The organism is Sphingomonas sp. 7/4-4, from assembly GCF_027941955.1.
Lineage (GTDB): Bacteria > Pseudomonadota > Alphaproteobacteria > Sphingomonadales > Sphingomonadaceae > Sphingomonas.
The window spans coordinates 1,494,123-1,520,084 of the sequence record NZ_CP115960.1 but is presented as its reverse complement, the minus strand read 5'-3'; the positions used below and the strand labels follow the sequence as shown (position 1 = coordinate 1,520,084).

The window sequence follows — 25,962 nt, the reverse complement described above, 5'->3', positions numbered from 1 at the left end:
GGCAAAACTGCGCCGTCTCAGGCGATCTGCCCAAAGTCGTTCCCACTTTTCGTCCCACACTTTTTCGCGGCTTTGATGGCATGATCTGGCATGTCATGAGCAATCCCTTGCGATTCTCAATTCCGCTCAATCGCAGAGTGACGATCTTAGCGGCGGCTTTTGGGCCGGAAGCGGTCGGACTGCTTTCGGGTACGGAATGCAAGTAGCGGACAGCATCCAGCATCGATGCATATCAATCCCCCGGGCGGCGTACGCGCCGCCCGGGGCCGGACAGGTTCAGGAACGGACCTGCCCGCCGGTGCCGATCGTCAGAAGACGATCCTGAGGCCTCCGGTGATTGCGTGGTCGGCGGTGCCGGATCCCAGGACGCCGTCATAGCCGACACTCAGCGTGGCGCTCGAGGAGAGCCGGAACCGTGCCTCCGCGTTGAACGTGCCTGCATCCCTCGACCCGGCCGTGCCGAGGACGGTGAAGGGCGTACCGCCGGCAAAGACATGACGGCCGACCGGTTCCAGATCGCCCCAGCCGTGGCGCCAACCCACGGTGCCGCGCAGCGAGAACGGACCGGTCGGGCTCGTCTCGAAGCGCACGCCCAGCGTCGAAGCCATGGTCTTCTCGCTGATCGCCGCGCCCGACAGCGCCGCCGGACCGCCGGCTTCGGTGAACGCATCGGTCTTTGCGCGAATGGCGGTCAGGGCGACGAAGGGCTCGACATATCCGCCGCCGAGCGGAACCCGATAGCCGGCTTCGACGAAGCCCTGCAGGACCGACCCGTCATAGTCGGCGGTGGGCGATGCGCTGACCCCTGGAACGCGATGCGGCGCGTCGTCTCGGTGGACGTGCGGGCATAGCCGACTCCGCCCCGCAGGCCGAACCCGCCGAAGCGAGCCCCGGCATAGACCATCCCGTGAATGCCCTCGATCGAACCGCTGCTGTCGCGGCGGTCCACCCGGAGCTTCGTGTCGGTCCAGCCGGCAGCGATGCCGATCGTCACCGGCCCTACGTTGCGATCCAGCCCGATCACGCCACCCTTGCTATCGCGATCGAGTTCGGCCGCGTTGTAATCGCCGTCGCTGACGCCCGAGGTGCTGAAGAGACGGCCCATAGCGCGCCTCCCGTCTCGCCGTCGACGAGGCGGTCGAGCACGGCATTCCGGATCAGCCGGCTGTCCTCGACCATCGCATTGCGCGCCGACGGATGGATCTCGCCGGAAAGCTGGTCGAAGGCAGCCTGCGCCGCGGCGTCGGTCGGCAGCAGAAGCAGCGCGTCCTTTACCGGATTGCCGTCGGGCAAGCTGTCGGCACCGCCTGCCGCCGCCTTCTGGTTCGGGGTAATTCCCGCACCCACCAATGCCTTGAGCTGGACGAATTCGATGAATGCGCTCGTCGGCGTGTAGCCGTCACGCAGCCCGGCAAAGGCAGTGAGCAGCTGGTCCTCGAAGACGAACTGGCCGGTGAGCCCGCCGTCCGCCTGGACCACGACATGCTTGCCGTGCAGCACGAGAGGTTGGGTCGTGGCCGCCTGCAGCCTGCGGCCAGCCTCGATCGTGACCTTGCCGGTGGTGCGGAAGGCGTCCGCGCCGGTCGCCCCGGCAATGTCCACCGCGAGCGCCGAACCATTGGCGAAGACAGTGGCCGCCGAGGTCTGGACGACATCGCCGATGCCGCCGTCCTGAAGCCTGAGCACGCCGCTGTTCTGGAAGTGCTCGAGCCCCTGCCACACGGTCGATTCCGCCGTCGCCGCCAATACGCCACCCAAGATGGTGCCGGTCGTGGCATTGAACAGCGTATCGTCCAAAGTGGCGAAATTGCTGGTGCCGCCGATGCTCCGCCAGTTGCCGGCGTTGATCAGCAGGCTGCTGTCGCCGGCGATCTCGACTGTGCCGAGCAAGCTGCCGGCATTGCCGATGCCGACCGATCCTCCGCTCGCGCTGATCGCCCTTGCGGATCCCAGCCCCGAGGTGTTGCGGATGGTGCCGTTGTTGACGATCACCACGCGCTGGTTTCCGTCGGAAAGGGCCTCGACGCCGTTGGTGCTGCCCTGCGCCACGCCGTTCACGGTGATGCGGGTATCGCCCAGCCCGAAATTGATCGCCGAGATGCCGCTCAGACCGCCGGACGCGTTGCCCGATTCGACGGTGATGTCACCCGAGTTGCCGCCGGCGAAGACGAGGATGCCAGCCTGACCCTGCGCGGCGACGGTTCCGGTGGACGTCACACGCGTCTCGCCAGTGCCGAGATTTTCGGCCTTGATGGCGTTGCCGGCTGCCTGGACGTCGGTGGCACGGATCGTCAAATCGGTCGTGGTCTGGCCGCTCTCGGCGAGGATGCCGTATTCGCCCCCGGTCACCGGCCCCGTGGCCCGGATGGCGGTCGCACCGATGCCCTGATTGTCCACACGGACGCCGCCGAGGCCGCCAGACACGCTCGCGGCGAGGACAGTGATGTCGCCTGCATCGTCCAGGCCGACCGCGGCGATGCCGATATCCTCCTGGGCGGTAACCGCCCCGGTTGCGACAACGGTGGTGGCGCCGCTGCCGAAATTGGCGGCGGTGATGCCGAAGCCGCCGCTCTGGACCTCGGCCGCGTGGATCGTCAGCCCGGTCGAACCTGTCTCATTCGTGGCGCGAATGCCGTAGGTGCCGCCGGTAACGAGCCCCGTCGCGGTGATCGAAGTCGTGCCGGTTCCCTGGTTTCGCGAGAGGATGCCGTGGAAGCCGCCCGATACGGTCCCGGCTTCGATCGCGATGTCGCCGGCATTTGTCCCGGCGAACGTGCGAATTCCCGCCCCGCTTCCACCCGTGGCGGTTCCGGCGATGACGGTCGTTTTGCCGCTGCCGAAATTCTCCACGCCGATACCCTCGCCGCCGCCCTGGACTGCGGAGGCGCGGACCGTCAGATCGGTCGCGCCCACGCCGTTGCGGGCATAGACGCCGGACTCTCCTCCTGAGACGAGCCCAGTGGTGGCGATGAAGGTCTCGCCGCTGCCGTCATTGTTGGTGGTGATGCCGTCCGCGCCGCCTTGCACGCTGACGGCCGCCACGCGGATATCGGTCGATCCGGTACCGCCCACGATCGCGATGCCCGCGCCATTGCCCGCCTCGCCGGTGACGACGCCGGTTGCGCTGACGCTGGTGGAACCGAGACCGAAATTGGTGACGGTGACGCCGGACGATCCAGTCACGTCCATTGCCTCGACGGCAACGTCCTGCGCGGAAGTGCCGGCCCTGATCACGATCCCGTCAAAGGCCTGGCCGGTGACGGTGCCGCTGGCACGAACCGTCGTGGTTCCCGTCCCGTCATTGTCCACCTGGATCCCGAACAGGGCGCCCTCTGCATTATGGACGTCCACCAACGCGTCCGTCGCAGTGGCGTTGTTCTCGATCCGAACGGCATCGCCGGAGAAGCCCACGACATTGCCGGTCGAGACGATGCTGGTCGATCCGGTGCCGTCGCTGGTTGCGCCGATTCCATAGGTGCCGGCGACGTCGACTGCCGTGATCGAGATATTCCCGGCGTTGGTGCCGGTCACCACCCTGATGCCGAAGCCGGTCGCCGCTGCGACCGGGCCGGTTGCGACGATATTCGTGTCGCCCGTCCCGAAATTGGTGGTCCGGATGCCGACAGTCTGCCCGTTCACTGCGTTGGCGCGAAGGTCGATGTCGGTGGAATTGACGCCGGCCTCGACCGAGATGCCGGCTTCGCTCAAGCCGGTGACGGTTCCGGTAGCCTCGATGCTGGCGGACCCGCTTGCCATGTTGAAGACTTCGATGCCCGTGGTGCCACCCGTCGCCTCCCTTATGGTGACGTCGACCGCGCCGACTGCCTCCTCGGCGGCGACCCGCACGGCGGCCTTGGTCTGACTGGTCACCTTGTCGGCGATCACGGTCATCGTGCCCAGTCCGTCACTTTCGGCGATGATGCCATAGCTACTCGCCTGAACCTCGGCTGCGCGCAAAAAGAGATCGGTCGTCTTTCCCTCGCGGTTCTGCGCCAGGATGCCATAATTGTAGACACCAGCATCGCCCCCGACGACGAGCCCGGTGACGGCGATGAAGGTCTCGCCGGTGCCTTCGTTGAGGGTGCGGATGCCAAAATTGCCGCCGGTCACGTTGACGGCGGTGACCCGGAGATCGGTCGATCCCAGACCGGCATTGACCGCGATGCCACTGCCCAGTGTTCCGACGACGTTTCCGGTCGCGTTCACGCTGACCAGCCCGACGCCTTCGTGGGTCACGTTGATTCCGCTGGTGTCGCTCGTCACATCGACCGCGTCGACGGAGGCGGTCTGACTCGCTGCGGTCGTCCTGACGAAGATGCCGGTCGATACCGAGCTCACGGAACCGCTCGAGCGCACGGCGCTGTCGCCCGATCCGAGATTATCGACCCAGATGCCGCGGCCAGCGCCGGTGACATCATGCACATCGACCAGCACGCCGGTGGTGTTCACGTCGCTGATGACGTTGATACCGTCGTCACCGAAGCCGCTGACCGTGCCGGTCGCGATGACCGTGGTGGTGCCGACGCCGCTATTGTAGGTCCGGATGCCCGAGGAACCGGACACGTCGGTGGCGGTGATCGACAGGTCACCCGCGGGACCCTGGCTGGATGCGAAGATGCCGTTCTCGCTCGCGCCGGTCACCAATCCGGTCGCGACTATGGACAGGTTCCCGCTGCCGAGGCTGCTGGCCGTGATGCCGCTGGTTGCGCCGCTAACCTGTGCGGCGCGAATATCGATTCCGAGCGTGTCGACGCCGGCCGAGACGCGGATGCCGTCGGCGCTCAGCCCGGTCACGATCCCCGACGCGTCGACCTTGACCAGGTCGGTGCCGGTGCTGTCGACGATGATTCCGAAGGTGCCCCCGGTCACGTCGCCTACGGTCAGGTCGACATTGTCGGATGCGTCGCCGGCGGTGATCCGCACCCCGCGCCGGTGTGGCCGAGTACCGGGTCGGTCGCGGTAACTGTCACGGTTCCGTTCGCGTCGTAGGACACCCGGATTCCGTCGTCGCGCGCAGAGACGTCGTCGACGATCAGGCTGAGATCGCCCGCGCCGAACGCGCTGGTCGTGAAGACGCCGTTGCCGGAGATATTCACGATCGAGCCGACCCAGAGGGCGTTGGTGTCACCGCCGCCGGCATTGTCTAGGCGCAATGCGTTCGCGCCGTTGGCGAGGATATTGCCATTCGAGAATATCGAGAGTTCGCCGGCCGACAGATCGCTGCTCCCCGTCGTCGAGAAGCGCACGCCCGCACCGGTCAGGGCGGGCGAACCTTCGAAGCTGATCAGCCCGTCGCCGGTGACCTGCAGCGCGAGACCGTTGCCGTTGCTGCTGGTATCGACTTCGAAGCCGGGATTGGTGGTCACCTTCGCATCGTCGGCGGTGATGATCTGCGGCACATTGGTCTGTCCGGAGCAGGTGTAGGTATTGGGCGGTCCTTCGACGCATTGCGCCCAGGCCGGTGACGCGATTGCCGCGAGGCTGACCGAGGCGGCGAGCGCAGCGAACTGACAGGTCTTCCGACGGCGCGCGCCAGGGGCTAGATTCGAGATCCGAGCGTTCATGATGAGAGTCCCACTGTTCCTGATTGCGCCCGCCTCGGCCGACGACATCCACGTGGGTCGATGCGGCAGCCGAAGCGGGCCGCGGGTCGATAGAGTGCGGAGGGACTCGCAATCAGATGCACCGTCCGTCATCGAACGTTACCTCGAAATGCAACGGGTTGCATTTGGGCGGGCGATCGTCAAAACCATCCGCATTGGAGGAGCGATTTGATGGTGCACATCTTTGGCGAACGTCTGACGCTGGCCCTGAAGGCGCTCTCGATGAGCCGGGGCCGGCTTGCCTCCGAATTGGGCGTGGACAAATCGCTGGTGGGCCGCTGGGCATCCGGGGCGGTTCGGCCATCGGCGCATAATCTGGAGCGGTTGACGCATCTTCTGGCCCGGAGATGTCCGGGATTCACGCTCCTGGATTGGGAGCGGGATCCCACGGACTTCGCATCGTTGTTCGGGGTGGACGTAGCGAGCTTGCTGCCGCCCGAGCAAACCAGCCTGCATCTGTCGCCCCAGCTGCTGGAAACCGCGCGCGCCGCAACCGACTTTCGCGGGGCGGCCTACGAAGGCTTCTGGCGCGCAACCCATGCAGCGCTCTTCGAACGCGGCCGCTTCTGCCATCAACACGGCATCATCCGCCGCGAAGTCGGCGGTTTCCTGCAGCTTGAAATGGGATGTCCGGGTGTGCGCTATGTCGGGCCGCTACTACCGGTGGACAGCCAGATATGCGCGATCGTTGTCGATACCGTGCAGCATCTGCCGTCGTTCCTGATCTTCAACACCGTTTCGCTGCCGAAGATCGTGCTTTTGGACGGATTGCTTCTCGCCGTGGGAAATGCCCTGCGAACGCCCGCTGCCTATTCGATGATCCTCGAACGTGTCGGCGACCTCTCGGGGGACCGCGCGGCGGACGATGCGTACGCCGCGTCGTTGATGGCCAGGCCGGAATTCATCGACGATATCGAGACGGTGCCCGAAGTGGTGCGGCAGCACCTGCTGCGCGACTTTGGCCCGATCGCAGCGGCGCGCGGTGGCGAATTGATGTTGACCGCGACATCGACGCCGAGGCTGTCGCAGATTGTCGCGATGACCGACAAGGTCGCTTGAGAACGGGTGAAAGACTCATCGCAGCCGCAGCCCGCGATGCGACGCCGAAGATCGTGCTGATGGACGGCATTTTGCTGACGGCCGGAAACGCGACGCGAAACCCGTCGGCCTATCCGATCGTGACGGAGCGGATCGGCGATCTCACCGGAGACAAGGAAGCGGACGATGTCCATGCCGCATCGCTGATGCGCCGCCCCCAGTTCGTTCAGGATGATGCATTGGTCTCGCCGGCCATGCGCGATCACTTGATCCGGGATTTCGGGCCCACACCGGCGCAGACATGCTTTTGATTCCGCTGCAGCGATCGGGATTTCTGCCCCGCCCGGGAACGGTGCACCGACTCGTTTCGAAACCAATTGACAAAATGGTTTATTTAATCGCATTTTGATCGGGACGACGATGGCGGGCCCGAAAGGGACTCACTGCGGATGAGCGGGCACGCAGAGGCCCATATGGAGGAGGCCTCGGGGAATGCTGGCAGTTGTGCGCTCATTTGGGTCTCGCAGCCTTGGCTCGGCCGGTGCCGGACTCTTTTGGCTGCGGCGTGCAGCTTCGCATTGGGCGGCGCGGTCCACGCGCAGAACGATCGTCAGGCGCGCGAGCCGGTCGATGAGGCCAATCCGCTGGTCGGCACGGCGCCGCTCGACAGGCCCGAGCTGATCGGCAACGCGCCGCCCGCGGGCGAGCCGCTTTATTCGGGAATCACTTCGCCCGGTGCGCGACTGCCGCACAGCGCGGTCGAGGCGGCGCCGGTCAACTTCAACGTCGAGCTGAGCTATCCGACTGGGGTCGCGACGCCTTATTACTACACCAGCCCGACGATGATCGGCTTCACCGGCGGCGGCGGCCCGACCTATGGCGCGCGGGCGACGCCGATGCTGATGCCGGTGGTCGGCGACTGGACGGTGCCGCCGGTCTATAGCCAGGCATATTACGACAAGGCGCGCGAGACTGCGGCGCCGGGCTATTATTCGGTCTTTCTCGACAGCTTCAGGACGAAGGTCGAGCTCACCGCGACGCAGGCGACTGCGCTGATGCGGTTCACCTTCCCGGCGACCGAGCGCGCGCATGTGATCCTCAATTTGCAGGGACGCGGGGGCACCGTCGAGATCGTCGGCGACCGGACCGTGCGCGGCGTCGTCGCCACGCACAACGACAACGAGGCGCGCGACGGGCGCTATTTCGTTGCGGAGTTCTCCAAGCCGTTCAAGAGCTTCGGCGCCTTCCGCAAGTCGCCGGGCAACCAGCGCGGCTATGGCATCGGCGACAAGGACGTGCTGCCCGGCGCGCGGACGATCGAGGGCGGATTTGCGGGCAGCTATCTCGATTTCACTACGAGGCAGGGCGAGGCCGTGTTCGTCAAGATCGCGCACGGCGCCAGCTACGAAGCCGCCGAGGCGCGGCTGCGCACCGAGAGTCCCGGCTGGGACTTCGACGGCGTGCACGGCAAGGCGCGCGCCGAATGGGCGAAGCTGCTCAATCGGGTACAAGTGACCGGCGGGACGCCGAAGCAGCGGATGCTGTTCTATTCGACCTTGTTCCAGTCCTTCGCCAGCCCGCGGCTGGTGGCGCGCAAAAGCGAGCAATTCACCGCTACGAAGGGCAAGACCCAGACCGTGGCCTATGACCGCTACGGGCCGGTGCCGTTCTGGGATACCGGGCGCAACCAGATCGTGCTGCTCGAGCTGATGGAGCCCGAAGTGGTGCGCGACATCATGCAGTCCGAGCTCGACATGGCGCGCGAGCGGGGTTCATGAACACCTCGTTCCACGCCGACAATGCCGTGTTCCTGTATCTCGGCGCGATGCGGCGCGGGATCCCGTTCGATTATGCCGCAGCGTACGAATTCCTCCGCAGGAACGCGACCGATCCCAAGGGGCCGCGCGACTTCCTCGCCGAGTATGACAAGCAGGGCTGGGTCTCGGACGAGGTCCCCGCGGGCAATCCCAGCCCGCCTTATGCCGGCGGCAAGGCGGGCGCGGCCAAGACGCTCGAATATGCATGGGACGATCACGCGATGGCGGAGATGGCCGAGCGGCTGGGCAAAAGCGAGGATGCGCGGCTGTTCCGCAAGCGCGCGACAAACTGGCGCAACGTCTTCGATTCCTCGATCGGCTTCGTCCGCGGGCGCACCGCCGACGGCAAGTGGATCGCGCCGTTCGACCCGGCCGAGCCTTATTACAACTTCATGATGAAGGAGGCGTCGGGCTGGTCGACGCTCTGGCTGGTGCCGCACGACGTGCAGGGGCTGATCGATGCGCTCGGCGGCCGCGCGGGCTTCAATGCCAAGCTCGATGAATTCTTCTCGAAGCCGTACAATCCCACCGGCATCTGCCGCGATTGCACCGGCATGATCGGCCAATACGTCCATGGCAACCAGCCGGACCAGCAGGCGCCCTTCCTCTATGCGTGGAGCGGCCAGCCGTGGAAGACGCAGGAACTGACGCGGCGCATCCTGAGCGATCTCTATGGCAGCGATGCCAGCAGCTACGGTTATTCGGGGATGGACGACCAGGGCGCGACCTCGTCTTGGTACGCGATGGCCGCATTGGGCTTCTATCCGGTCGATCCGTCGAGTGACGAATATATCATCGGCAGCCCGATCTTCGACCGATCGGTGCTCCGAATGGGCAACGGCAAGGCGCTCGAGATCGTCGCGCGCAACAATTCGGCGAAGAACCTCTACATCCAGTCGGCGACGCTCAACGGCCGGCCGTGGAGCAAGCCGTGGTTCCGCCATTCCGACATCGCCGATGGCGCCAAGCTGGTGCTGACCATGGGGCCGAAGCCCAGCGCCTGGGGCAGCGCACCCGGCGACGCGCCGCCTTCGATGTCGCGGCACTGAGGGAGAGAGACATGCGATCGTTGACTCTTGCTTCGGCGCTGGCGCTGCTTCCCGTGACGGCTCTCGCCCAGCAGGCGCCGCGCGACGACGCGGTCTATACCGGCGCGATCAGCACGCGCTGGGGCAAGGCAGTGACGCCCGAGAATGCGTGGCGCAGCTATCCGCGGCCGCAGCTCCAGCGCGATGCGTGGCAGAACCTCAACGGGCTGTGGGACTATGCGATCACCAAAGCCGGCACGCCGCAGCCGCAGGCGATGGACGGCAAGATCCTCGTGCCGTTCCCGGTGGAGTCGCGCCTGTCGGGCGTCGCGCGTCGCGTGCTGCCCGAGGACCGGATCTGGTATCGCCGCCAGTTCACCGTGCCTGCCGACTGGGCCGGACAGAACGTCATGCTCAATTTCGGCGCGGTCGATTATTCGGCGATCGTCTGGGTCAACGGCGCACCGGTCGGGGCGCACAAGGGCGGATCGGACAGCTTCGGTTTCGACATCACTGCCGCGCTCAAGCCGGGCACGAACGAAATCCTGGTGCAGGTCGCCGATCCGACCAGCGCCGGCAGCCAGCCGCGCGGCAAGCAGATCCTGAACCCCGAGGGCATCTGGTACACTGCGTCGAGCGGCATCTGGCAGACGGTGTGGCTCGAGCCGGTGCCCAAGCTCCACATCGCCGATGTCCGCGCGACGTCGAATATCGACACCGGCAAAATTGAAGTCGATGTCGCGCTGAGCGCCTGGGCGAACGACACCGACGCGGTGCGCCTCAGCGTAAAATCGGGCGACAGGACGATCGCCTCGACGATCCTGCGCGCCAACCGCCACGCCAGCATCGCGATCCCGAACGCGCATCTCTGGTCACCCGAGGATCCGTTCCTCTACGATCTCGTCGCCGAGCTGGTGACGGTGAAGGATCCCTGGGCCGGCAAGCCCGAGCGCGACCGCGCCGCGTACGACGCGCGCTTCACGCGCGGCGAGGCCGATACCTATGCCGTGGCACAGGCGACCGGCGCGCCGCGCGACCGGGTGAAGGCCTATTTCGCGATGCGCAAGATCTCGGTGGGGCCGGGGACGGTGACCGGCCAGCCGATGCTGCTGCTCAACAACAAGCCCTATTTCCAGAACGGCACCCTCGATCAGGGCTGGTGGCCCGACGGCCTGCTCACGCCGCCTTCGGAAGCGGCAATGCGCTACGACCTCGAGTTCCTGAAGAAAGCCGGATTCAACATGGTCCGGAAGCACATCAAGGTCGAGCCGGCGCGCTATTATTACGACGCCGATCACATGGGGATGCTGATCTGGCAGGACATGCCGTCGGGCGGCGGCGAGGACCAGTTCCTCGCGGGCACCAGCCAGAGCCAGGCCGTGCTCTCGTCCGACATGATGAGCGATCAGCAGGCCGAGCTTTCGCAGATGATCGGCGATCTGCGCGCCTTCCCTCGATCGTGACCTGGGTGGTCAACAACGAGGGCTGGGGCCAGTACGACTCCGCCACGCTGGCGCGCCTGGTGAAGGGCATGGATCCGAGCCGGCTGGTCAATGCCGACAGCGGCTGGCTCGATGTCGCGCCCGGCGCATCGGACATGTTCGACATCCACACCTATGAGGATGTGCCCAAGGTCCCGACCCGGCAGGCCGATCGCGCGATCGTGATCGGCGAATATGGCGGGGTCGGCCGGCCGATCGAGAACCATCTCTGGCGCGCGGGCAAGCGCAACTGGAGCTATCAGGTCGCCAAGGACGCCGACGATTATCTCGCGCGCTATCGGCGCAAGTTCGAGGAGGTCGTCCGTCAGGCCAAGCTCCATGGCCTCAGCGCGTCGGTCTATACCCAGACCACCGACGTCGAGGGCGAGATCAACGGCCTGCTGACCTATGACCGCGAGGTCGCCAAGGCGCCGGCCGAGGCGTTCGCCCGCATGGCCCGGCCGCTTTGGGAAGACGCCAGCGGCGCCACGTCGCCCCCGCCGACACCCTGATTTGAACCACCGATACCTGCCCTGAGGCGACCCTTTCAAACAGGTCGTCGGGGGCGAACACAAACTGGCCCGATCCAATTGACAAATTGCTTTTAATATTCTGCAGTGGATCGAGTGAGTTCATCGCGGCGCATTTGACCGCGGCATCACAACCAGCCGGAGACGAGCACGTCTCGGCGCAAGGGAGGAGAGAGGGAATGAATTTTCAGCGGAACGAGCAGGGCGGCGGATCGCGCAAGCGGATCGCGCGCGACCTGATGCTGTCGGCGAGCGTGCTCGTCGCGATGTGCGGCACGGCGCATGCGCAGGATGCAGCGGCGACGCAGGGCGCCGGCACCGCCCAGGACGCGGCGGCGCCGGACGCGCCGCAGGCCGAGGGGCAGGAAGGCGATATCGTCGTCACCGGCTATCGCGCCTCGATCGAGGAGAGCCTGTCGCGGAAGCGCGAGGCCAATGCGTTCGTCGACGTGATCACCGCCGAGGATGTCGGCAAGTTCCCCGACAAGAACGTCGCGGACTCGCTGCAGCGCGTGCCCGGCGTCATCATCGACCGCGACGGCGGCGAAGGCAGCCGGGTCAGCATCCGCGGCCTCAGCTCCGACCTGACGCTGACCGAGCTCAACGGCAACTTCATCGCCGGTGCCGACAGCGACGATCCCTCGCGCTCGTTCAATTATCTGCTGCTGCCCTCGTCGCTGATCGGCAGCGTCGAAGTGTTCAAATCGCCCGAAGCGCGCCTCGACGAAGGCGGCGTCGGCGGCATCATCATCAACCACACGCGCAAGCCTTTCGACCTTGATCCCTGGTCGGGCAGCGTCTCGGCCGAAGGCACCTATTCGGACGTGACCAAAAAGGTCGAGCCGAACGTCTCGGGGCTGCTCTCGTGGCGCAACGAAGACAAGACCTTGGGCTTCCTGGTCGGCGCCACCTATCAGGTGCGCACCAATCGCTCGCTCAGCGCGAACAGCGATAGCTGGCATTGGTGGACCGACGACAAGGCCACCGGCCCGGCGACCGACGTCAACGGCAAGACCTTCGCCAATGATTCCGCGATCGACTATTGGGACAGCGGCGACGGTGCCGGGCAGACGACGCAAGGCGGAACGCATTACAGCGGCTATTGGGCGCCCCAATCGGTCAGCGAGACGATCATGGAGCAGAAGCGCAAGCGCCTCGGCATCCAGGCGACGATGCAGACCAGGCCGTTCGACAATCTCGAAATCAGCGCGAACTATTTCCGTTTCCAGCTCAACGGCGATTACACGCGCAGCACCATCAAGATCCCCGAATGGGGCTTTGGCAATTTCTTCACCGACGCGACGTTCGACAAGAGCGGCACGATCATGACCGGCGCGACCTTCCAGGTTCCGGCCGAAGGCACCGGCTGCCGCGTGCCCGGCAATATGTGCACGATGGAAACGCCGGCGCCGCAGGACACCTATGTCCGCGAAAAGAGCGTCTCCAACACCTATGACGTGCGCGGCAATTGGGAACTAGGCCATCTCAACGTCGATTTCGTGTTCGGCAAGACCAAGGCCACGGGCGGCCCGTCGTTCCAATTCTACGCCCAGGCCAAGCCGCGCAACGGCAGCGTAAACGGCAATGCGCTCAGCACGTGGAATTTCACCGATCAGTCGATCGCGATGGGTTTCTCGCCCAACGTGATCCAGAACATGCTGAACGGCGTGGCCCAGATCGATCTCGGTTCGACCGGCTCGGGCTTCACCAACAGCTCGATTTCCCAGCGCTACGCGCAGGTGGATGTCACCCGGAAGTTCGACTCGTCGTTCATCGACTCGATCCAGGTCGGCGCAAAATGGCGCGATGGCCGCGTCCATCGCGAGACCGGCAAATTCGAATGGTATTCGGACGCCGCCAACACGCTGCGCTTCCAGGATACGCCGGGCGGCGCATTGGCCTTGCCGGAGATCTTCTATCCGAATTCGCTCGGCAACATCGCCGGCGGGTTCCAGACGACCGCTTTCCCGGCGATCAACATCCAGAACTATATCGGGTATCTGAACGACACCTATAACGGGCCGGTTCGCGTTCCCGAGCCGCAGAACGTGTACAATATCCGCGAGAAGATCTGGGCGGGCTATGCCCAGGCGAACTTCAAGATGGACAATGTCCGCGGCAATATCGGCCTGCGCGTGGTCAACACCAAGCAGGACGGCACGTCGACCGACCGCATCACCTATGAGAACGAATATTGCGTGAACGGGCCCGGTGGTCCGTTCGACCCGAACAAGCCCGTGGGCGCGGACGGCAATTGCACGGTGATCCCGGAAGCGCAGCGCCAGGTCCGCGTATTCAGCCCCAATTCGGAGAGCAAGAGCTACACGGACTTCCTGCCGAGCTTCAACATCTCGTGGGAGGCGATGCCGAACCTGCTGCTGCGTGCGGCAGCGTCCAAGGTCATCGCGCGGCCGGGCTATGGCGATCTGGCGGGCTCGCGCGGTCTGACGTTCAACTCGGATGCGTTCGTGTTCGATCGTGCGCAGTTCGGCGCGCTGCCGGGCTGGTTCGGCGACGGCGGCAACTTCGATCTGAAGCCGTTCAACGCCTGGCAGTATGACGTCGGCGCGGAATGGTATTTCAATCGTGGCTCGGTGCTGGGCTTCACGCTGTTCCGCAAGGACGTGAAGGACTTCATCGTTCCGGTCGTGATCGACTTGCCGCAGGAGGTCGCCGGCCAGACCGTGACGGTCCAGCAATATGCGACCCAGGCGAACGGCACGAGCGCGGTGTCGCAGGGTATCGAGGTCTATGCCCAGCATACGCTGGACTTCGGTCTCGGCGCGCAGGTGAACTTCACCTATAACGATACGTCGCAGGCCGATGTCTCGCTGAACGGGACCAAGGTGGGTGAATCGGCGTTGGTCGGCAGCGCGAAGACGCAGCTCAACGCTTCCGTCTTCTACGAGCACGGCCCCATCCTGCTGCGTGCATCGTATAATCGCCGCGGAGAGGTCGTGCGCGGGCTGGCTTCGGGTCTCAACATCTACGACGATCCGTACGATCAGGTCGATCTCAACGCCGCGGTCGACGTGTTCCGGAATTTCCAGATCACCGGCTCGATCATCAACCTGACCAAGTCGGAACAGCGCCAGCATCTGGGCAACGACACGAAGGACCGTTTCGTCTCGAACGTCTATTCGGGTCGCCGCGCCTATCTCGGCCTTTCGTACAAGTTCTGACGAGGCGCATAAGACGCACGTCGGAAGCCCCCAACTCCCTCGGAGGTGGCCCATTCCCCCCGGGCCACCTCCACCTTTGTGCAATCGGGCGGGCTTTCGTAACTAGCGGGGAAGGGCGGGCTTCAATCGAGTGACGAGGCGGGCATGAAATCCTTGGTTAGGACCGGTCTGATCGCCGCGGCGGCGCTGCTGCTCGCGGGATCTGCCCCGGCGCGCAATCCGATCGTGCCGGGCTGGTATGCCGATCCGGAGATCCACGCATTCGGCGGTCGCTACTGGATCTATCCGACCTATTCCGATCATGGCGCCACGCCGGACGTGTCGCCGCGCTTCACCCCGGCGCAACAGGAGTTGCGCAAGCAGAAGATGGTCCGCCCGTCCTACGGCATCCAGACCTTCTTCAATGCGTTTTCCTCGCCCGATCTGGTCCACTGGACCAAGCACGAACACGTGTTCGACATAGCCAATGTCGGTTGGGCCGCGTTCGCGATCTGGGCGCCCTCGGTGATCGCGGCGAACGGCAAATATTACATGTTCTTCAGCGCCAACGACATCCAGAAGGATGGCGAACTCGGCGGGATCGGCCTCGCGGTGAGCGACAAGCCCGGCGGCCCGTTCAAGGATGCGATCGGCAAGCCGCTGATCGGCAAGTTCCACAACGGCGCCCAACCGATCGATCCCTTCGCGTTCCGCGACAAGGACGGGCAGGTCTATCTCTATTATGGCGGCTGGCAGCACTGCAACGTCGTCAAGTTGAGCAAGGATCTCAAGACGATCGTGCCGCACGCCGACGGCGTGTTGTTCAAGGAAATCACGCCCCCGGCTATGTCGAGGGATCGTTCATGATCCAGCGCAACGGCATCTATTATCTGATGTGGTCCGAGGGCGGCTGGACCGGCCCTGATTACAGCGTCGCTTATGCGATGGGGCCGAGCCCGGTCGGGCCGTTCAAGCCGATGGGCAAGATCCTCAGCCAAGATTTCAGGATCGCGCGCGGGGCGGGGCACCACTCGGTCGTCCAGGTGCCGGGCACCGACGAATGGGTGATCGCCTATCACCGCCGCCCGCTGAACGAGCAGCAGGGCGAGCGCCGCCAGCTCGCGCTCGACCGGATGGAGTTCAATCCCGACGGCACGATCAAGCCGGTGGTGATGACCAATGACGGCGTGGCGCCGCGCCCGATCGCGCGCCGTGCGCACTGAGATGATTTCGAGGGGAGACCTGCGTTGAAGAATTTCGCTCGATCGCTGCGCGGTGCCTTCGGGCTGCTCGCGACCACCGGACTCTGCCTGCCCGCACCGATCCTCGGCGCGGCGCATGCCCAGACCGCGCAGAAGGAAGCTTTGGTCGACCTCGCCAATCCGCTGATGGGGACGGATTCGAGCCATGGGCTCTCCTACGGCAACACCTATCCGGCGGTGGCCGTGCCATGGGGCATGAACTTCTGGACGCCTGTCACCGGCAAGATGGGAGACGGCTGGGGCTACACCTACGACGCCGAGAAGATCAACGGCATCAAGCAGACCCACCAGCCCAGCCCATGGATGAACGACTACGCGGTCTTCGCGCTGTTCGCCGAAACCGGTGCGCTCAAGATCGATCAGGACGAACGCGCGAGCTGGTTCAGCCACAAGGCCGAGGAAGCGCGGCCCTACAAGTACAAGGTCTATCTCGCCGATTACGACGTGACCGCCGAGGTCGCGCCGACCAACCGCGCCGCGCAGTTCCGCTTCACCTTCCCGAAGAGCGACGACGCCCATATCCTCCTCGACGCCCAGAATGGCGGGTCCTCGGTGACGATCGATCCCGCGCGGCGGCGGATCACCGGCTATGTCCGCAACAATCACGGTGGCGTGCCGGAGAACTTCAAAAACTACTTCGTCGCCGAATTTGACAAGGCCTTCGAAGTCACCCGCACCTGGGACAGCAACGGCCAATTGAGCGCCGCGTTGAGCCGCGAGGACGGCCGCACCGGCGCAGTGGTCAGCTTCAAGACCAGCGACGGCGAGCAGGTCGGCGTCAAGGTCGCCTCATCGTTTATCAGCCTCGAACAGGCCGAGCGCAACCTTGCCAGCGAGATCGGCCGCGACAGCTACGACGCGACCGAGGCCAAGGCCAAGGCAGCGTGGGAGCGCGAATTCCGCAAGATCGAAGTCACCGATCCCAATATCGACAATCGCCGGGTCTTCTATTCGGCGCTGTACCGGATGCTGCAATTCCCGCGCACGTTCCACGAAGTGGATGCCGCCGGGAAGACCGTCCATTACAGCCCCTATGACGGCAAAGTCCATGACGGGCCCCTGTTCACCGACAACGGTTTCTGGGACACGTGGCGCGCGGTGTTCCCGTGGTTCGCGCTCGTCTATCCCGAGCTGGACAGCCAGATCATGCAGGGGCTGGTCAACACCTACAAGGAATCGGGCTGGCTCCCCGAATGGGCGAGCCCCGGCCACCGCGACGTGATGATCGGGTCGAACTCGGCCAACCTGATCGCCGATGCGTATCTGAACGGCGTGCGCGGCTTCGATGTCGAGACCCTGTACGAGGCGATGGTCAAGAACGCGACGACGTCGCAGGGCCGCCCGACCGACAAGCGCGGACGCACGCTCACCGCCGTCGGCCGCGAGGGCGTCGAGCTCTATAACCAGCTCGGCTATGTCCCCTATGACGTCGGCATCAACGAGAGCGCGGCGCGCACGCTCGAATATGCCACCGCGGACTTCTCGCTGTCACGCCTCGCCGCGGCGCTCGGCAAGACCGAGGACGCCAAGAAATACGCCGCGCAGGCGCAGAATTACCGCAAGCTCTACGACGCTGAATCGGGCTGGATGCGCGGCCGCAACAAGGACGGCAGCTGGATGAAGCCGTTCAATCCCTATGCGTGGGGCGATGCCTTCACCGAGGGCAATTCGATGCATTACAGCTGGTCGGTGATGCAGGACGTGCAGGGCCTGATCGATCTGATGGGCGGCGACCAGAAGTTCGTCGAGCGGCTCGATTCGATCTTCACGCTGCCGCCGCTTTTCGAGAACAGCTATTACGGCTCGGTCATCCACGAGACCCGCGAGATGCAGGTGGTGAACATGGGCCAATACGCCCATGGCAACCAGCCGATCCAGCACATGATCTATCTCTACGACTGGGCCGGCCAGCCGTGGAAGGCGCAGAAGCACGCCCGCGACGTGATGACCAAGCTCTATTCGGCGACACCCGACGGCTATCCGGGCGACGAGGATAACGGCCAGACCTCGGCCTGGTACGTCTTTTCGGCGCTGGGCTTCTATCCAGTGACGCCGACGGTAGGCGAATATGCGATCGGCAGCCCGCTGTTCCAGAAGGTCAGCGTCAAGATGCCGACGGGCAAGACCCTGACGATCGAGGCGGCGAACAACAATGCGGCGAACGTCTACATCCAGTCGGTCAGCTTCAACGGCAAGAAGCACGACAAGACCTGGCTGACGCGCGAGGCGCTGCAGGGTGGCGGCACCCTGCGCTTCGTGATGGGGCCGACCCCGAACAAGGCGTGGGGCTCAAGCAAGGCCGCGGCGCCTTTCTCGATGGGAGAGCGTAAATGAACCGTCGTGACGTGATCGCGGGCGCCGGAACGCTGGCATTGGCGGCCGGTCTTCCCCGCGCAGCATTCGCGCAAGGGCAGGTGAGCAAGCGGCCGCCTTTGGCCGAGCGCCGCTTCACCAGCAAAGCCGTCGAGGCCGAGATTGCGCGGGTGAAGAAGAAGATCGCCGATCCCGAACTCGCCTGGCTGTTCGAGAATTGCTACCCGAACACGCTCGATACCACGGTCACCTTGGGCGAAGTCGACGGCAAGCCCGACACCTTCGTGATCACCGGCGACATCGACGCGATGTGGCTGCGCGACAGCTCGGCGCAGCTCCAGACCTATGTCCATCTGACCCCGAAGGATGCTGATCTGCGGCGGCTGTTCCACGGCGCGATGCAGCGCCAGGCACGCTGCATCCTGATCGATCCCTACGCCAACGCCTACACCCGCGATCCGGCCGCCAAGTCGAACCTGCCCGCGATCAACGACAGGACCGAGATGCGGCCCGGCGTCGCCGAGCGCAAATACGAGATCGACTCGCTCTGCTATCCGATGCGGCTCGCTTATGCTTATTGGACCGCGACGCGCGACAAGGCCCCGTTCGACGCGCTCTGGGCCAAGGGCATGGCACTCGCGGTGGCGACGCTCCGCGAGCAGCAACGCAAGGACGGGCCCGGCGGCTATCATTTCCAGCGCGTTGATGCCTCGCCGACCGAGACGCTGATGTTTGGCGGCTTTGGCGCGCCGACGAAGAAGGTCGGGCTGATCCATTCGGGATTCCGTCCCTCGGACGACGCCTGCGTCTTCCCGTTCCTGATCCCGTCCAACCTGTTCGCGGTCTCCGCGCTCAAGATGCTCGCCATCGTGCTGCGTGAGGCGCGCGGCGATGCCCCGCGGCCGCTGACGCCGAGGCGCTCGCCACTGAGGTCCAGCAGGCGCTCGACCAATACGGCAAGATGCCCGACGGCAAGGGCGGCGAGGTCTGGGCGTTCGAAGTCGATGGCTATGGCAATGCGATCTTCATGGACGACGCCAATGTCCCGAGCCTGTCGGGCCTGCCGCTGCTCGGCTCGGCTGACCGCAACGACCCGCTCTATCGGCGCACCGCCGCGCTCGCCTGGAGCCCGCGCAATCCCTATTTCTTCGCCGGCACGGCGGGCGAGGGGATCGGCGGTCCGCATGTCGGCATGGACATGATCTGGCCCATGTCGCTGATTACACGCGCGCTGATGAACGACGATCTGGCGGTGGTCGGTGCGTGCCTCAAGACGCTCAAGGCCACGCACGGCGGCACCGGCTTCATGCACGAAAGCTTCCACAAGGACGATCCGACGAAGTTCACCCGCAGCTGGTTCGCCTGGGCCAACGGACTGTTCGGCGACCTGATCCTCGACATCGAGAAGCGCGCCCCGCGCTGCTCGCCCAGCGTAATTGAACGGAGCACGACCATGATCGCCGCAAATCGCCGCCAGCTTCTCGGCGGTGCCGGGCTCGCCGCTCTGGGTTCGGCAGCACCGGGATTGGCCCGCGTCCAGGGTACGGCAGCGACCAAGCCCGATCTGTTCATCGGCACCGGCGGGCACGGCCATACCTTTCCGGGGCCGTCGCTGCCGTTCGGCATGGTCCAGCTCGGGCCCGACACCGACAATAGCCGCTGGGACGCATGCTCGGGCTATCACCGCACCGACGGCTCGATCATGGGCTTCTCGCACACGCATCTCTCGGGCACCGGCATCGGCGACATGCTCGACGTGCTGGTGGTGCCGACGCGAGGGTCGCTCGAGCTCGATCCGGGCAAGCTCGACGATCCGGACAAGGGCTATCGCCAGCGTTTCTCCGAAGAGCATGCCGAGCCCGGCTATTACCGCGTCAAACTCGAATCCGGAGTGCTCGCCGAGCTGACCGTGACCGAGCGCACCGGGTTCCACCGCTATCATTTCCCCAAGGGCGCCGGACACATATTGATCGACTTCGCCCACATGATCATCGACGTGTGGGACAAGGGCATTATCGTCGACCAGGCCTCGCTGGCGATCGACGCCGACGGCGTGCTCACCGGCAGCCGCCGCGTGCATCGCTGGGCCAAGGGGCGGCATATGCATTTCGCGATGCAGCTTTCGCGGAAGCCCAGCCGGGTCGAATTCTTCGGCGACGACAACAAGCCCGCGTCCGCCGGGGCCAAGGGCGTAACCGGCAACAAGCTCAAGATCGCCTTGTTCTTCGACGAAGCCGGCGGCGATCCGATCCTGGTCAAGACCGGCATCTCGGCGATCGACGTCGCGGGCGCCAAGGCCGCGCTCGCCGGCGAGGCGCCGGGCTGGGACTTCGACCGCGCCGCCACTGCCGCGCGGCGCGCCTGGGCGAAGGAACTCGACAGCGTCCGCGTCGAGGGCGGCACGCCCGCCCAGCGCACGATCATGGCGAGCGCGCTCTACCATTGCTTCCTCGCGCCGACGCTCTTCACCGATCGCGACGGCCGCTATGTCGGGATGGACCGGCAGGTGCATCAGGCCCCGGCCGACGCGCCGGCCTTCAGCACCTATTCGCTGTGGGACACCTATCGCGCGCTCCATCCGCTGCTGACTTTGGTCCAGCCCGAACGCGCGGCGATGTTCACCCGCGATCTGGTCCGCCAGACGCAGCAGAGCCCCTATGGCCCGCCGGTCTGGCAGCTCCAGGGCGTCGAGACCGGCTGCATGATCGGCTGGCACTCGGTGTCGGTGCTCGCCGAGGCGCGCGCGAAGGGGATCGAGGCGGATTATGCCGCCGCCTGGCCCAACATCCGCCGCCGCGCCTTCGACCGCACCTTCAAGGACAGCGACGGCTCGCTGGGGCGCGGATATTATTACGACCTCGGTTTTGTCCCTGCCGACAAGATCTGGGAGTCGGTCAGCCGTACCCAGGAATATGCCTATGACGACTGGGCGATGGCGATGCTCGCCGAAGCGGCGGGTGCGAAGGACGATGCGGAGACGCTGCGCAAACGCAGCCGGAATTACCGCAACGTGCTCGACGCCGCGACGCGCTTTGCCAAGCCCAAATTCGCGGACGGCAGCTGGTGGGCGAACTATGACCCGATCCAGCTGGGCCATGACGTCAAGAAACATCGCGATTATACCGAGGCCAATGGCTGGCAGGCGACGTTCCTCAACCAGCACGACGTCTTTGGCCTGATCGATCATTTCGGCGGCGACGCGGCGTTCGAGAAGCAGCTCGACGCATTGTTCAACGCGCCCTCGACCCTGCCCGAGAACGCTCCCCCGACATTTCGGGGCTGGTCGGCCAATACGCACATGGCAACGAGCCCAACCACCACGTCGCCTATCTCTACGCCTATGCCGGCGCCCCGGCGAAGACGCAGGCGATGATCCGCCGGCTGTGCACCGAGATGTACAAGGCCGATCCCGACGGCGAGATCGGCAACGACGATTGCGGCCAGATGAGCGCATGGTTCGTGCTGAGCGCCCTGGGCTTCTATCCGGTCGATCCGGTGAGCGCCGTGTACGTGTTCGGCTCGCCCCTGTTCGACCGCGCCGAGGTGCGGCTGGGGCAGGGCAGGGCGCTGCGGGTCATCGCGCGCGGTAATGCGCCCGACGCGCCCTATGTCCAGTCGGTGCGGTGGAACGGCAAGCCCTGGACCCGCAACTGGATCAGCCATGCCGATCTGGCGAAGGGCGGCGAGCTGGAGTTCGAGATGGGCCGGACCCCGTCGCGCTTCGGCACCGCCAAAGCGGATCGCCCGCCTTCATTCGGCCGAATCCCGGCCTAGGGACTCACATTTCTCGTCATCCCGGCCTTGAGCCGGGATCCCGCTTCTTCTTCTCGTCCGAAAGACAGCGGGACCCCGGCTCAAGGCCGGGGTGACGGCGCAGGAATAGCGGGCACGGCGGAGTTCCCAATCTAGTCTAATCTCCCCCGCATGATAAAAGCGCCGCTCGATCGTTGCGGGGTGGAAACGGACGATGGCCCGATACAGAGACGCATTGCCGCAACTCGGCGGCGACCTCTTCCTGACCGATGCGGGTCTGGAAACCGATCTGATCTTCAACCACGGGATCGAGATCCGCGAGTTCGCCGCGCACACGCTGCTGCCCGAAGCCGCGGGCAGGGCAGCGGTGGAGCGCTATTTCGAGGGTTTCCTGAACCTCGCCCGGGAAACCGGCGCGGGCTTCATTCTCGATACCACGACGTGGAAAGCGCACCGACACTGGGCGGCCGATCTCGGCCAGAGCCCCGAGGAGCTACGCGCGGTGAACGAAGACGCGGTCGCGCTGGCGAGCAACCTGCGCGCGCGTTTCGAGGGCGGCGCTCCGATCGTCCTCAGTGCGACGATCGGCCCGCGCGGGGATGCCTATCGCCCCGAGCGTCGGATCCCGGCGGACGAAGCCGCAGCCTATTATGCCGAGCAGCTCGACTGGCTGGCGCCGACCGAGGTCGACATGGTCACCGGCCTCACCTTCACCCAGGCGAGCGAAGCGGTCGGGCTGGTGCAGGCAGCGACGAAGCGCGGCCTTCCGGTCGTCATCTCCTTCACCGTCGAAACCGATGGCCGGCTTCCCGATGGCCAGTCGCTCGCCGACGCGATCCGCGCGGTCGATACGCAGACCGACGGCGCGACCGCCTATTTCATGGTTAATTGCGCTCATCCCGACCATTTCTCCGGCGTGCTGCACGACGCGGACTGGGCACGCCGGATCCGTGGCATTCGTGCCAACGCCTCGCGCCACAGCCATGCCGAGCTCGACGAAGCACCCGAACTGGATGCGGGCGATCCGAAGGAGCTGGGTCAGCTTTATGCGGAGCTTGCTGCGCGGATGCCCTGGCTCAACATTTTCGGCGCCTGTTGCGGCGGCGATCTGCGCCACGTCACCGAGATCGCGCGCGCGCTGAACACGCGGTCGGGCCGGGACTCCAGATAGCGCTGGAAATGTAGGATTTGTTCTGCTTTTGTTCTATTATGGGCGAGCAGCAGAACCTCCCAACCGCTCCTTCGCATGCCGATGCGTCGGTTGACTCGCAAATACGCAAACGAGTCAACCGCGCACCAGTTGACTCGGTGCCTCAAACGGCAAAACCCACGCAAAACTGCCATTTTCCGAGCCAACCGGAAGGTTGGGGCCGCTGCGCTCACCAACCTTCCGGTTGGCTGTCGTTCAGGCTGATGCCTTCCACAGCGCCGCCTGCTTGGGCAGCAGGAAATGGCTGAACGGCAGGATAGCTGCGCCTACCGCAGGGGCGTCTTCCGACAGCGCCGCACGGATCACCGGCGCGACTGTCGGCAACAGGCTCGCACGCTCCTGCATCAGTTCGTTGGCGCGCTCGGCAAGGCGCTCGAGCAACGCGGTCGGCAGCCGGCCGCCGACCAGCACCGCCGCCGGGTTGATCAGGCAGTTGATCGCGTCGAGCGGAACGGTGAGCTGGCGCGCGGCGTCCTCGATCCATGCGGCGACGCACGCGCTGGTCGCCGCGTTCTGGTCGGCGGCGCCCATCACGTCGGCGAGCTTGCACCCGTTGCGCTCGAGATGCCGTGCGAGGCCGGACAGCGAGACCATCCGCTGAATCTCCTCGCCCGCAAGCGTACGCATGAAGCCCAGCTCGCCGCTGCGCCCGTCGGCGCCGCGCAGATACGAGCCGTCGACCACCAGTCCGCCGCCGAGGCCCGAGGAGATCAGGACATAGAAGAAGCTGTTGTTGGTGTGGCCGAGGCCCAATTGCATCTCGCCCATCGCCGCCGCCGCCGCGTCGTTCTCGACGAAAACCGGCAGGTTGAGCGGCTCGCGGAACAGGTCGACCATGTTGGTCTTGTCCCACGCGGTATATTCGGCGGGGCGGCCGGGCAGGTCGACCAGCCCGAGATCGTCGGGCACCGCGACGCCGATACCGACGACCTTGGCCACGTCGACGCCCGCCCTGCGCAGCATGTTCTTGATCGAGCGGCGATAGAGCGCGCGAACCTGATCGGGCAGCGCGAAATCGACTTCTTCGGAAACCCGGATCAGCGTCTCGCCCGAGAAGTCGACCAGCACCAGGGTGATGTGATCGCGGTCGATGTTGACGCCGATCGAATAGCACGCGTCGGCGCGCACCACGAGCTTGGTCGGCGGCTGGCCGCGACCGCCGCGGCGCTGTCCGGCTTCCTCGATCAGCCCGTCCTGGAGCAGTCGCTTGGTGATGTTGGCGATCGCCGGGCCGGTCAGGCCGGTGATCCCGGCAAGTTCGACACGCGTGAGCGGGCCCAGCACGCGGATGCCGTGCAGCGTCACCCGCTGGTTGTGATCGGCGGCGCGCTCGAGATTGGTGCCGGAAAGGCGGGGGCGGGTTCGGGGAGTGGCCGTCATGCGATAGCGCTATCAGTCATCGAAGCCGTCGTCTTCAAGCGTATCATTCCCGACCCTCGACTGTCCGTCCCATCGTTTCCAGCGAAAGTCCCCGGGTCTCGGGGAAATATCGCCAGATCACACCAGCCTGCACCAGCATCGCGCCGGCGAACAGCCAGAATGGCAATGCCTGGGTATATTGCGCCACCACGGGAAAGCCAAAGGCGATCAGCGCATTCATCCCCCAGTGCGTGGCACTTCCGAGCGACTGGCCGCGGGCGCGCACCGCGGTGGGGAAGATCTCGGACAAATAGACCCAGATCACTGCGCCTTGCGAGATTGCGAAGAACAGGATGAAGCCGATCAGTGCGGGCAGCAGCCATGCCTGTCCCCGGCCGGTCGAATAGATCGTGGCGACGGACGCCAGCGCGACCGCGGTGCCCATGGCGCCGACCAGCAGCAGCGGCTTTCGGCCGACGCGATCGATGATCGCCATGCCGAGCATAGTCGCCAGGAGATTCGCCACGCCGATCGCCACGGCCTGGAGGTCGGCCGAGACGGCGTCGAAGCCCGCGGCGGCGAAGATGTCGCCCAGATAATAGAGGATCGCATTGATGCCCGAGAGCTGGTTGAACATCGCGAGACCGATCGCGAGCAGGATGGGACGGCGGTGAAGCCGCCAGCTCAGCCGGTCATCGCCCGGTGCCGTGGCGCCCCCGGCGAATTGCGCGAGCAAAGTGTCGGGGTCGCCCATGGACAAGGTCTCGATCGCCTCCCTGGCTTCCACGGTCCGTCCACGATGAAAGAGCCAGCGCGGGCTCTGCGGGACCCGAAGCATCAGGACAAGGAAGAGCAAAGCGGGGGCCGCTGCGATACCGAGCTTGAGCCGCCACGCCAGTTCGCCGTCGACTGCCTGCGCGATCAGGAAATTGCTGACATAAGCACCCAGGATGCCGAGCACGATGCTCAACTGGAAGAAGCCGACCAGCATGCCGCGCCGTTCGGGCGGGGCGACTTCGGTGATATAGACCGGCGCCAGCACGGACGACCCTCCGATCGCGAGGCCGCCGAGGAAGCGGAAGGCGACGAGCATCGCGAGCCCGCTGCTCAGTGCCGAACCGAGCGCCGAGACGATATAGGCGGCGGCGATCCACAACAGGATCGTGCGGCTGCCATAGCGATCGCCGGGCTTGCCCGCGCCGAGCGCCCCGATCAGCGTGCCGACCAATGCGGCGGACACCGCGGCGCCCAATTGCGCCGGCGAAAGGCCGAACGTGCCGCGCAGCGCCTCGGTCACGCCGGCGATCACTGCGGTGTCGAATCCGAACAACAGCCCCGCAAGACTCGCGGCGATGATCGCCGAGGGGTTCAGCTTGCCATTGGATGCACTCATCGCAATCCTCTCTT

The 25,962-nt window shown here is 65.3% G+C and carries 15 protein-coding genes and 4 pseudogenes; 14 read left to right on the top strand and 5 right to left on the bottom strand.

All coding sequences use genetic code 11. From position 1 onward, the window contains the following. Positions 1–308: 308 nt before the first annotated feature. From PIB19_RS07675 to PIB19_RS07665, 3 genes and pseudogenes are all read right to left on the bottom strand, one after another. A pseudogene (locus PIB19_RS07675) lies at positions 309–1,105 on the bottom strand (autotransporter outer membrane beta-barrel domain-containing protein). After that, positions 1,021–4,923 (bottom strand): beta strand repeat-containing protein, encoded by a 3,903-nt coding sequence (locus PIB19_RS07670; protein WP_271240318.1) that lies wholly within the window; start codon positions 4,921–4,923, stop codon positions 1,021–1,023. Before PIB19_RS07670 ends, PIB19_RS07675 begins: the two are co-directional and overlap by 85 nt. Next, the gene (locus PIB19_RS07665) at positions 4,881–5,564 is read right to left on the bottom strand and encodes a hypothetical protein (RefSeq protein ID WP_271240317.1); all 684 of its coding nucleotides are present in this window, start codon (positions 5,562–5,564) and stop codon (positions 4,881–4,883) included. The genes PIB19_RS07670 and PIB19_RS07665 overlap by 43 nt, the downstream gene beginning before the upstream one ends. Positions 5,565–5,774: 210 nt before the next feature. Here PIB19_RS07665 and PIB19_RS07660 point away from each other — a divergent pair, with 210 nt between their 5' ends. The 14 genes and pseudogenes from PIB19_RS07660 (at position 5,775) to PIB19_RS07600 (ending at position 23,157) form a co-directional block, all read left to right on the top strand. Next, positions 5,775–6,662: a helix-turn-helix domain-containing protein gene (locus PIB19_RS07660; RefSeq protein WP_271240316.1), complete on the top strand. Its 888-nt coding sequence runs from the start codon at positions 5,775–5,777 to the stop codon at positions 6,660–6,662. A gap of 53 nt (positions 6,663–6,715) precedes the next feature. Further along, positions 6,716–6,952, top strand: a complete 237-nt coding sequence (locus PIB19_RS07655) for a hypothetical protein (protein WP_271240315.1) — start codon at positions 6,716–6,718, stop codon at positions 6,950–6,952. Between the two features lie 243 nt (positions 6,953–7,195). Next, complete coding sequence (locus PIB19_RS07650) at positions 7,196–8,419, top strand: glycoside hydrolase domain-containing protein (protein WP_271240314.1); 1,224 nt, start codon at positions 7,196–7,198, stop codon at positions 8,417–8,419. After that, on the top strand, positions 8,416–9,507 hold the full coding sequence (locus tag PIB19_RS07645) for a glycoside hydrolase family 92 protein (RefSeq protein WP_271240313.1): 1,092 nt from the start codon (positions 8,416–8,418) through the stop codon (positions 9,505–9,507). Before PIB19_RS07650 ends, PIB19_RS07645 begins: the two co-directional genes overlap by 4 nt. Before the next feature lie 11 nt (positions 9,508–9,518). Continuing rightward, positions 9,519–10,949 (top strand): glycoside hydrolase family 2 protein, encoded by a 1,431-nt coding sequence (locus tag PIB19_RS07640; RefSeq protein WP_271240312.1) that lies wholly within the window; start codon positions 9,519–9,521, stop codon positions 10,947–10,949. Between the two features lie 5 nt (positions 10,950–10,954). Then, complete coding sequence (locus PIB19_RS07635; protein ID WP_271240311.1) at positions 10,955–11,479, top strand: hypothetical protein; 525 nt, start codon at positions 10,955–10,957, stop codon at positions 11,477–11,479. Positions 11,480–11,676: 197 nt separating this feature from the next. After that, complete coding sequence (locus tag PIB19_RS07630; RefSeq protein ID WP_271240310.1) at positions 11,677–14,679, top strand: TonB-dependent receptor; 3,003 nt, start codon at positions 11,677–11,679, stop codon at positions 14,677–14,679. 144 nt (positions 14,680–14,823) lie between these two features. Continuing rightward, a complete protein-coding gene (locus tag PIB19_RS07625) occupies positions 14,824–15,525 on the top strand; it encodes a family 43 glycosylhydrolase (RefSeq protein ID WP_271240309.1) in 702 nt (233 codons plus the stop codon). Beyond that, positions 15,522–15,881 (top strand): family 43 glycosylhydrolase, encoded by a 360-nt coding sequence (locus PIB19_RS07620; protein ID WP_271240308.1) that lies wholly within the window; start codon positions 15,522–15,524, stop codon positions 15,879–15,881. Before PIB19_RS07625 ends, PIB19_RS07620 begins: the two co-directional genes overlap by 4 nt. Positions 15,882–15,905: 24 nt before the next feature. Further along, positions 15,906–18,254: a GH92 family glycosyl hydrolase gene (locus PIB19_RS07615; protein WP_443018716.1), complete on the top strand. Its 2,349-nt coding sequence runs from the start codon at positions 15,906–15,908 to the stop codon at positions 18,252–18,254. Next, positions 18,251–19,066 (top strand): annotated as a pseudogene (locus PIB19_RS22945) (glycoside hydrolase family 125 protein); the annotation flags it as partial. The gene PIB19_RS07615 and the pseudogene PIB19_RS22945, both read left to right, overlap by 4 nt. A 128-nt stretch (positions 19,067–19,194) precedes the next feature. Further along, a pseudogene (locus PIB19_RS22940) lies at positions 19,195–19,569 on the top strand (glycoside hydrolase family 125 protein); the annotation flags it as partial. Positions 19,570–19,686: 117 nt separating this feature from the next. After that, a pseudogene (locus tag PIB19_RS07605) lies at positions 19,687–22,007 on the top strand (GH92 family glycosyl hydrolase). A gap of 193 nt (positions 22,008–22,200) precedes the next feature. Continuing rightward, positions 22,201–23,157, top strand: a complete 957-nt coding sequence (locus PIB19_RS07600) for a homocysteine S-methyltransferase family protein (protein WP_271240307.1) — start codon at positions 22,201–22,203, stop codon at positions 23,155–23,157. Between the two features lie 234 nt (positions 23,158–23,391). On the opposite strand, the gene PIB19_RS07595 is transcribed toward PIB19_RS07600, so the two are convergent. Further along, positions 23,392–24,576 (bottom strand): ROK family transcriptional regulator, encoded by a 1,185-nt coding sequence (locus PIB19_RS07595; protein WP_271240306.1) that lies wholly within the window; start codon positions 24,574–24,576, stop codon positions 23,392–23,394. Between the two features lie 43 nt (positions 24,577–24,619). Beyond that, the gene (locus PIB19_RS07590; RefSeq protein WP_271240305.1) at positions 24,620–25,948 is read right to left on the bottom strand and encodes a sugar porter family MFS transporter; all 1,329 of its coding nucleotides are present in this window, start codon (positions 25,946–25,948) and stop codon (positions 24,620–24,622) included. Between the last annotated feature and the right edge of the window lie 14 nt (positions 25,949–25,962).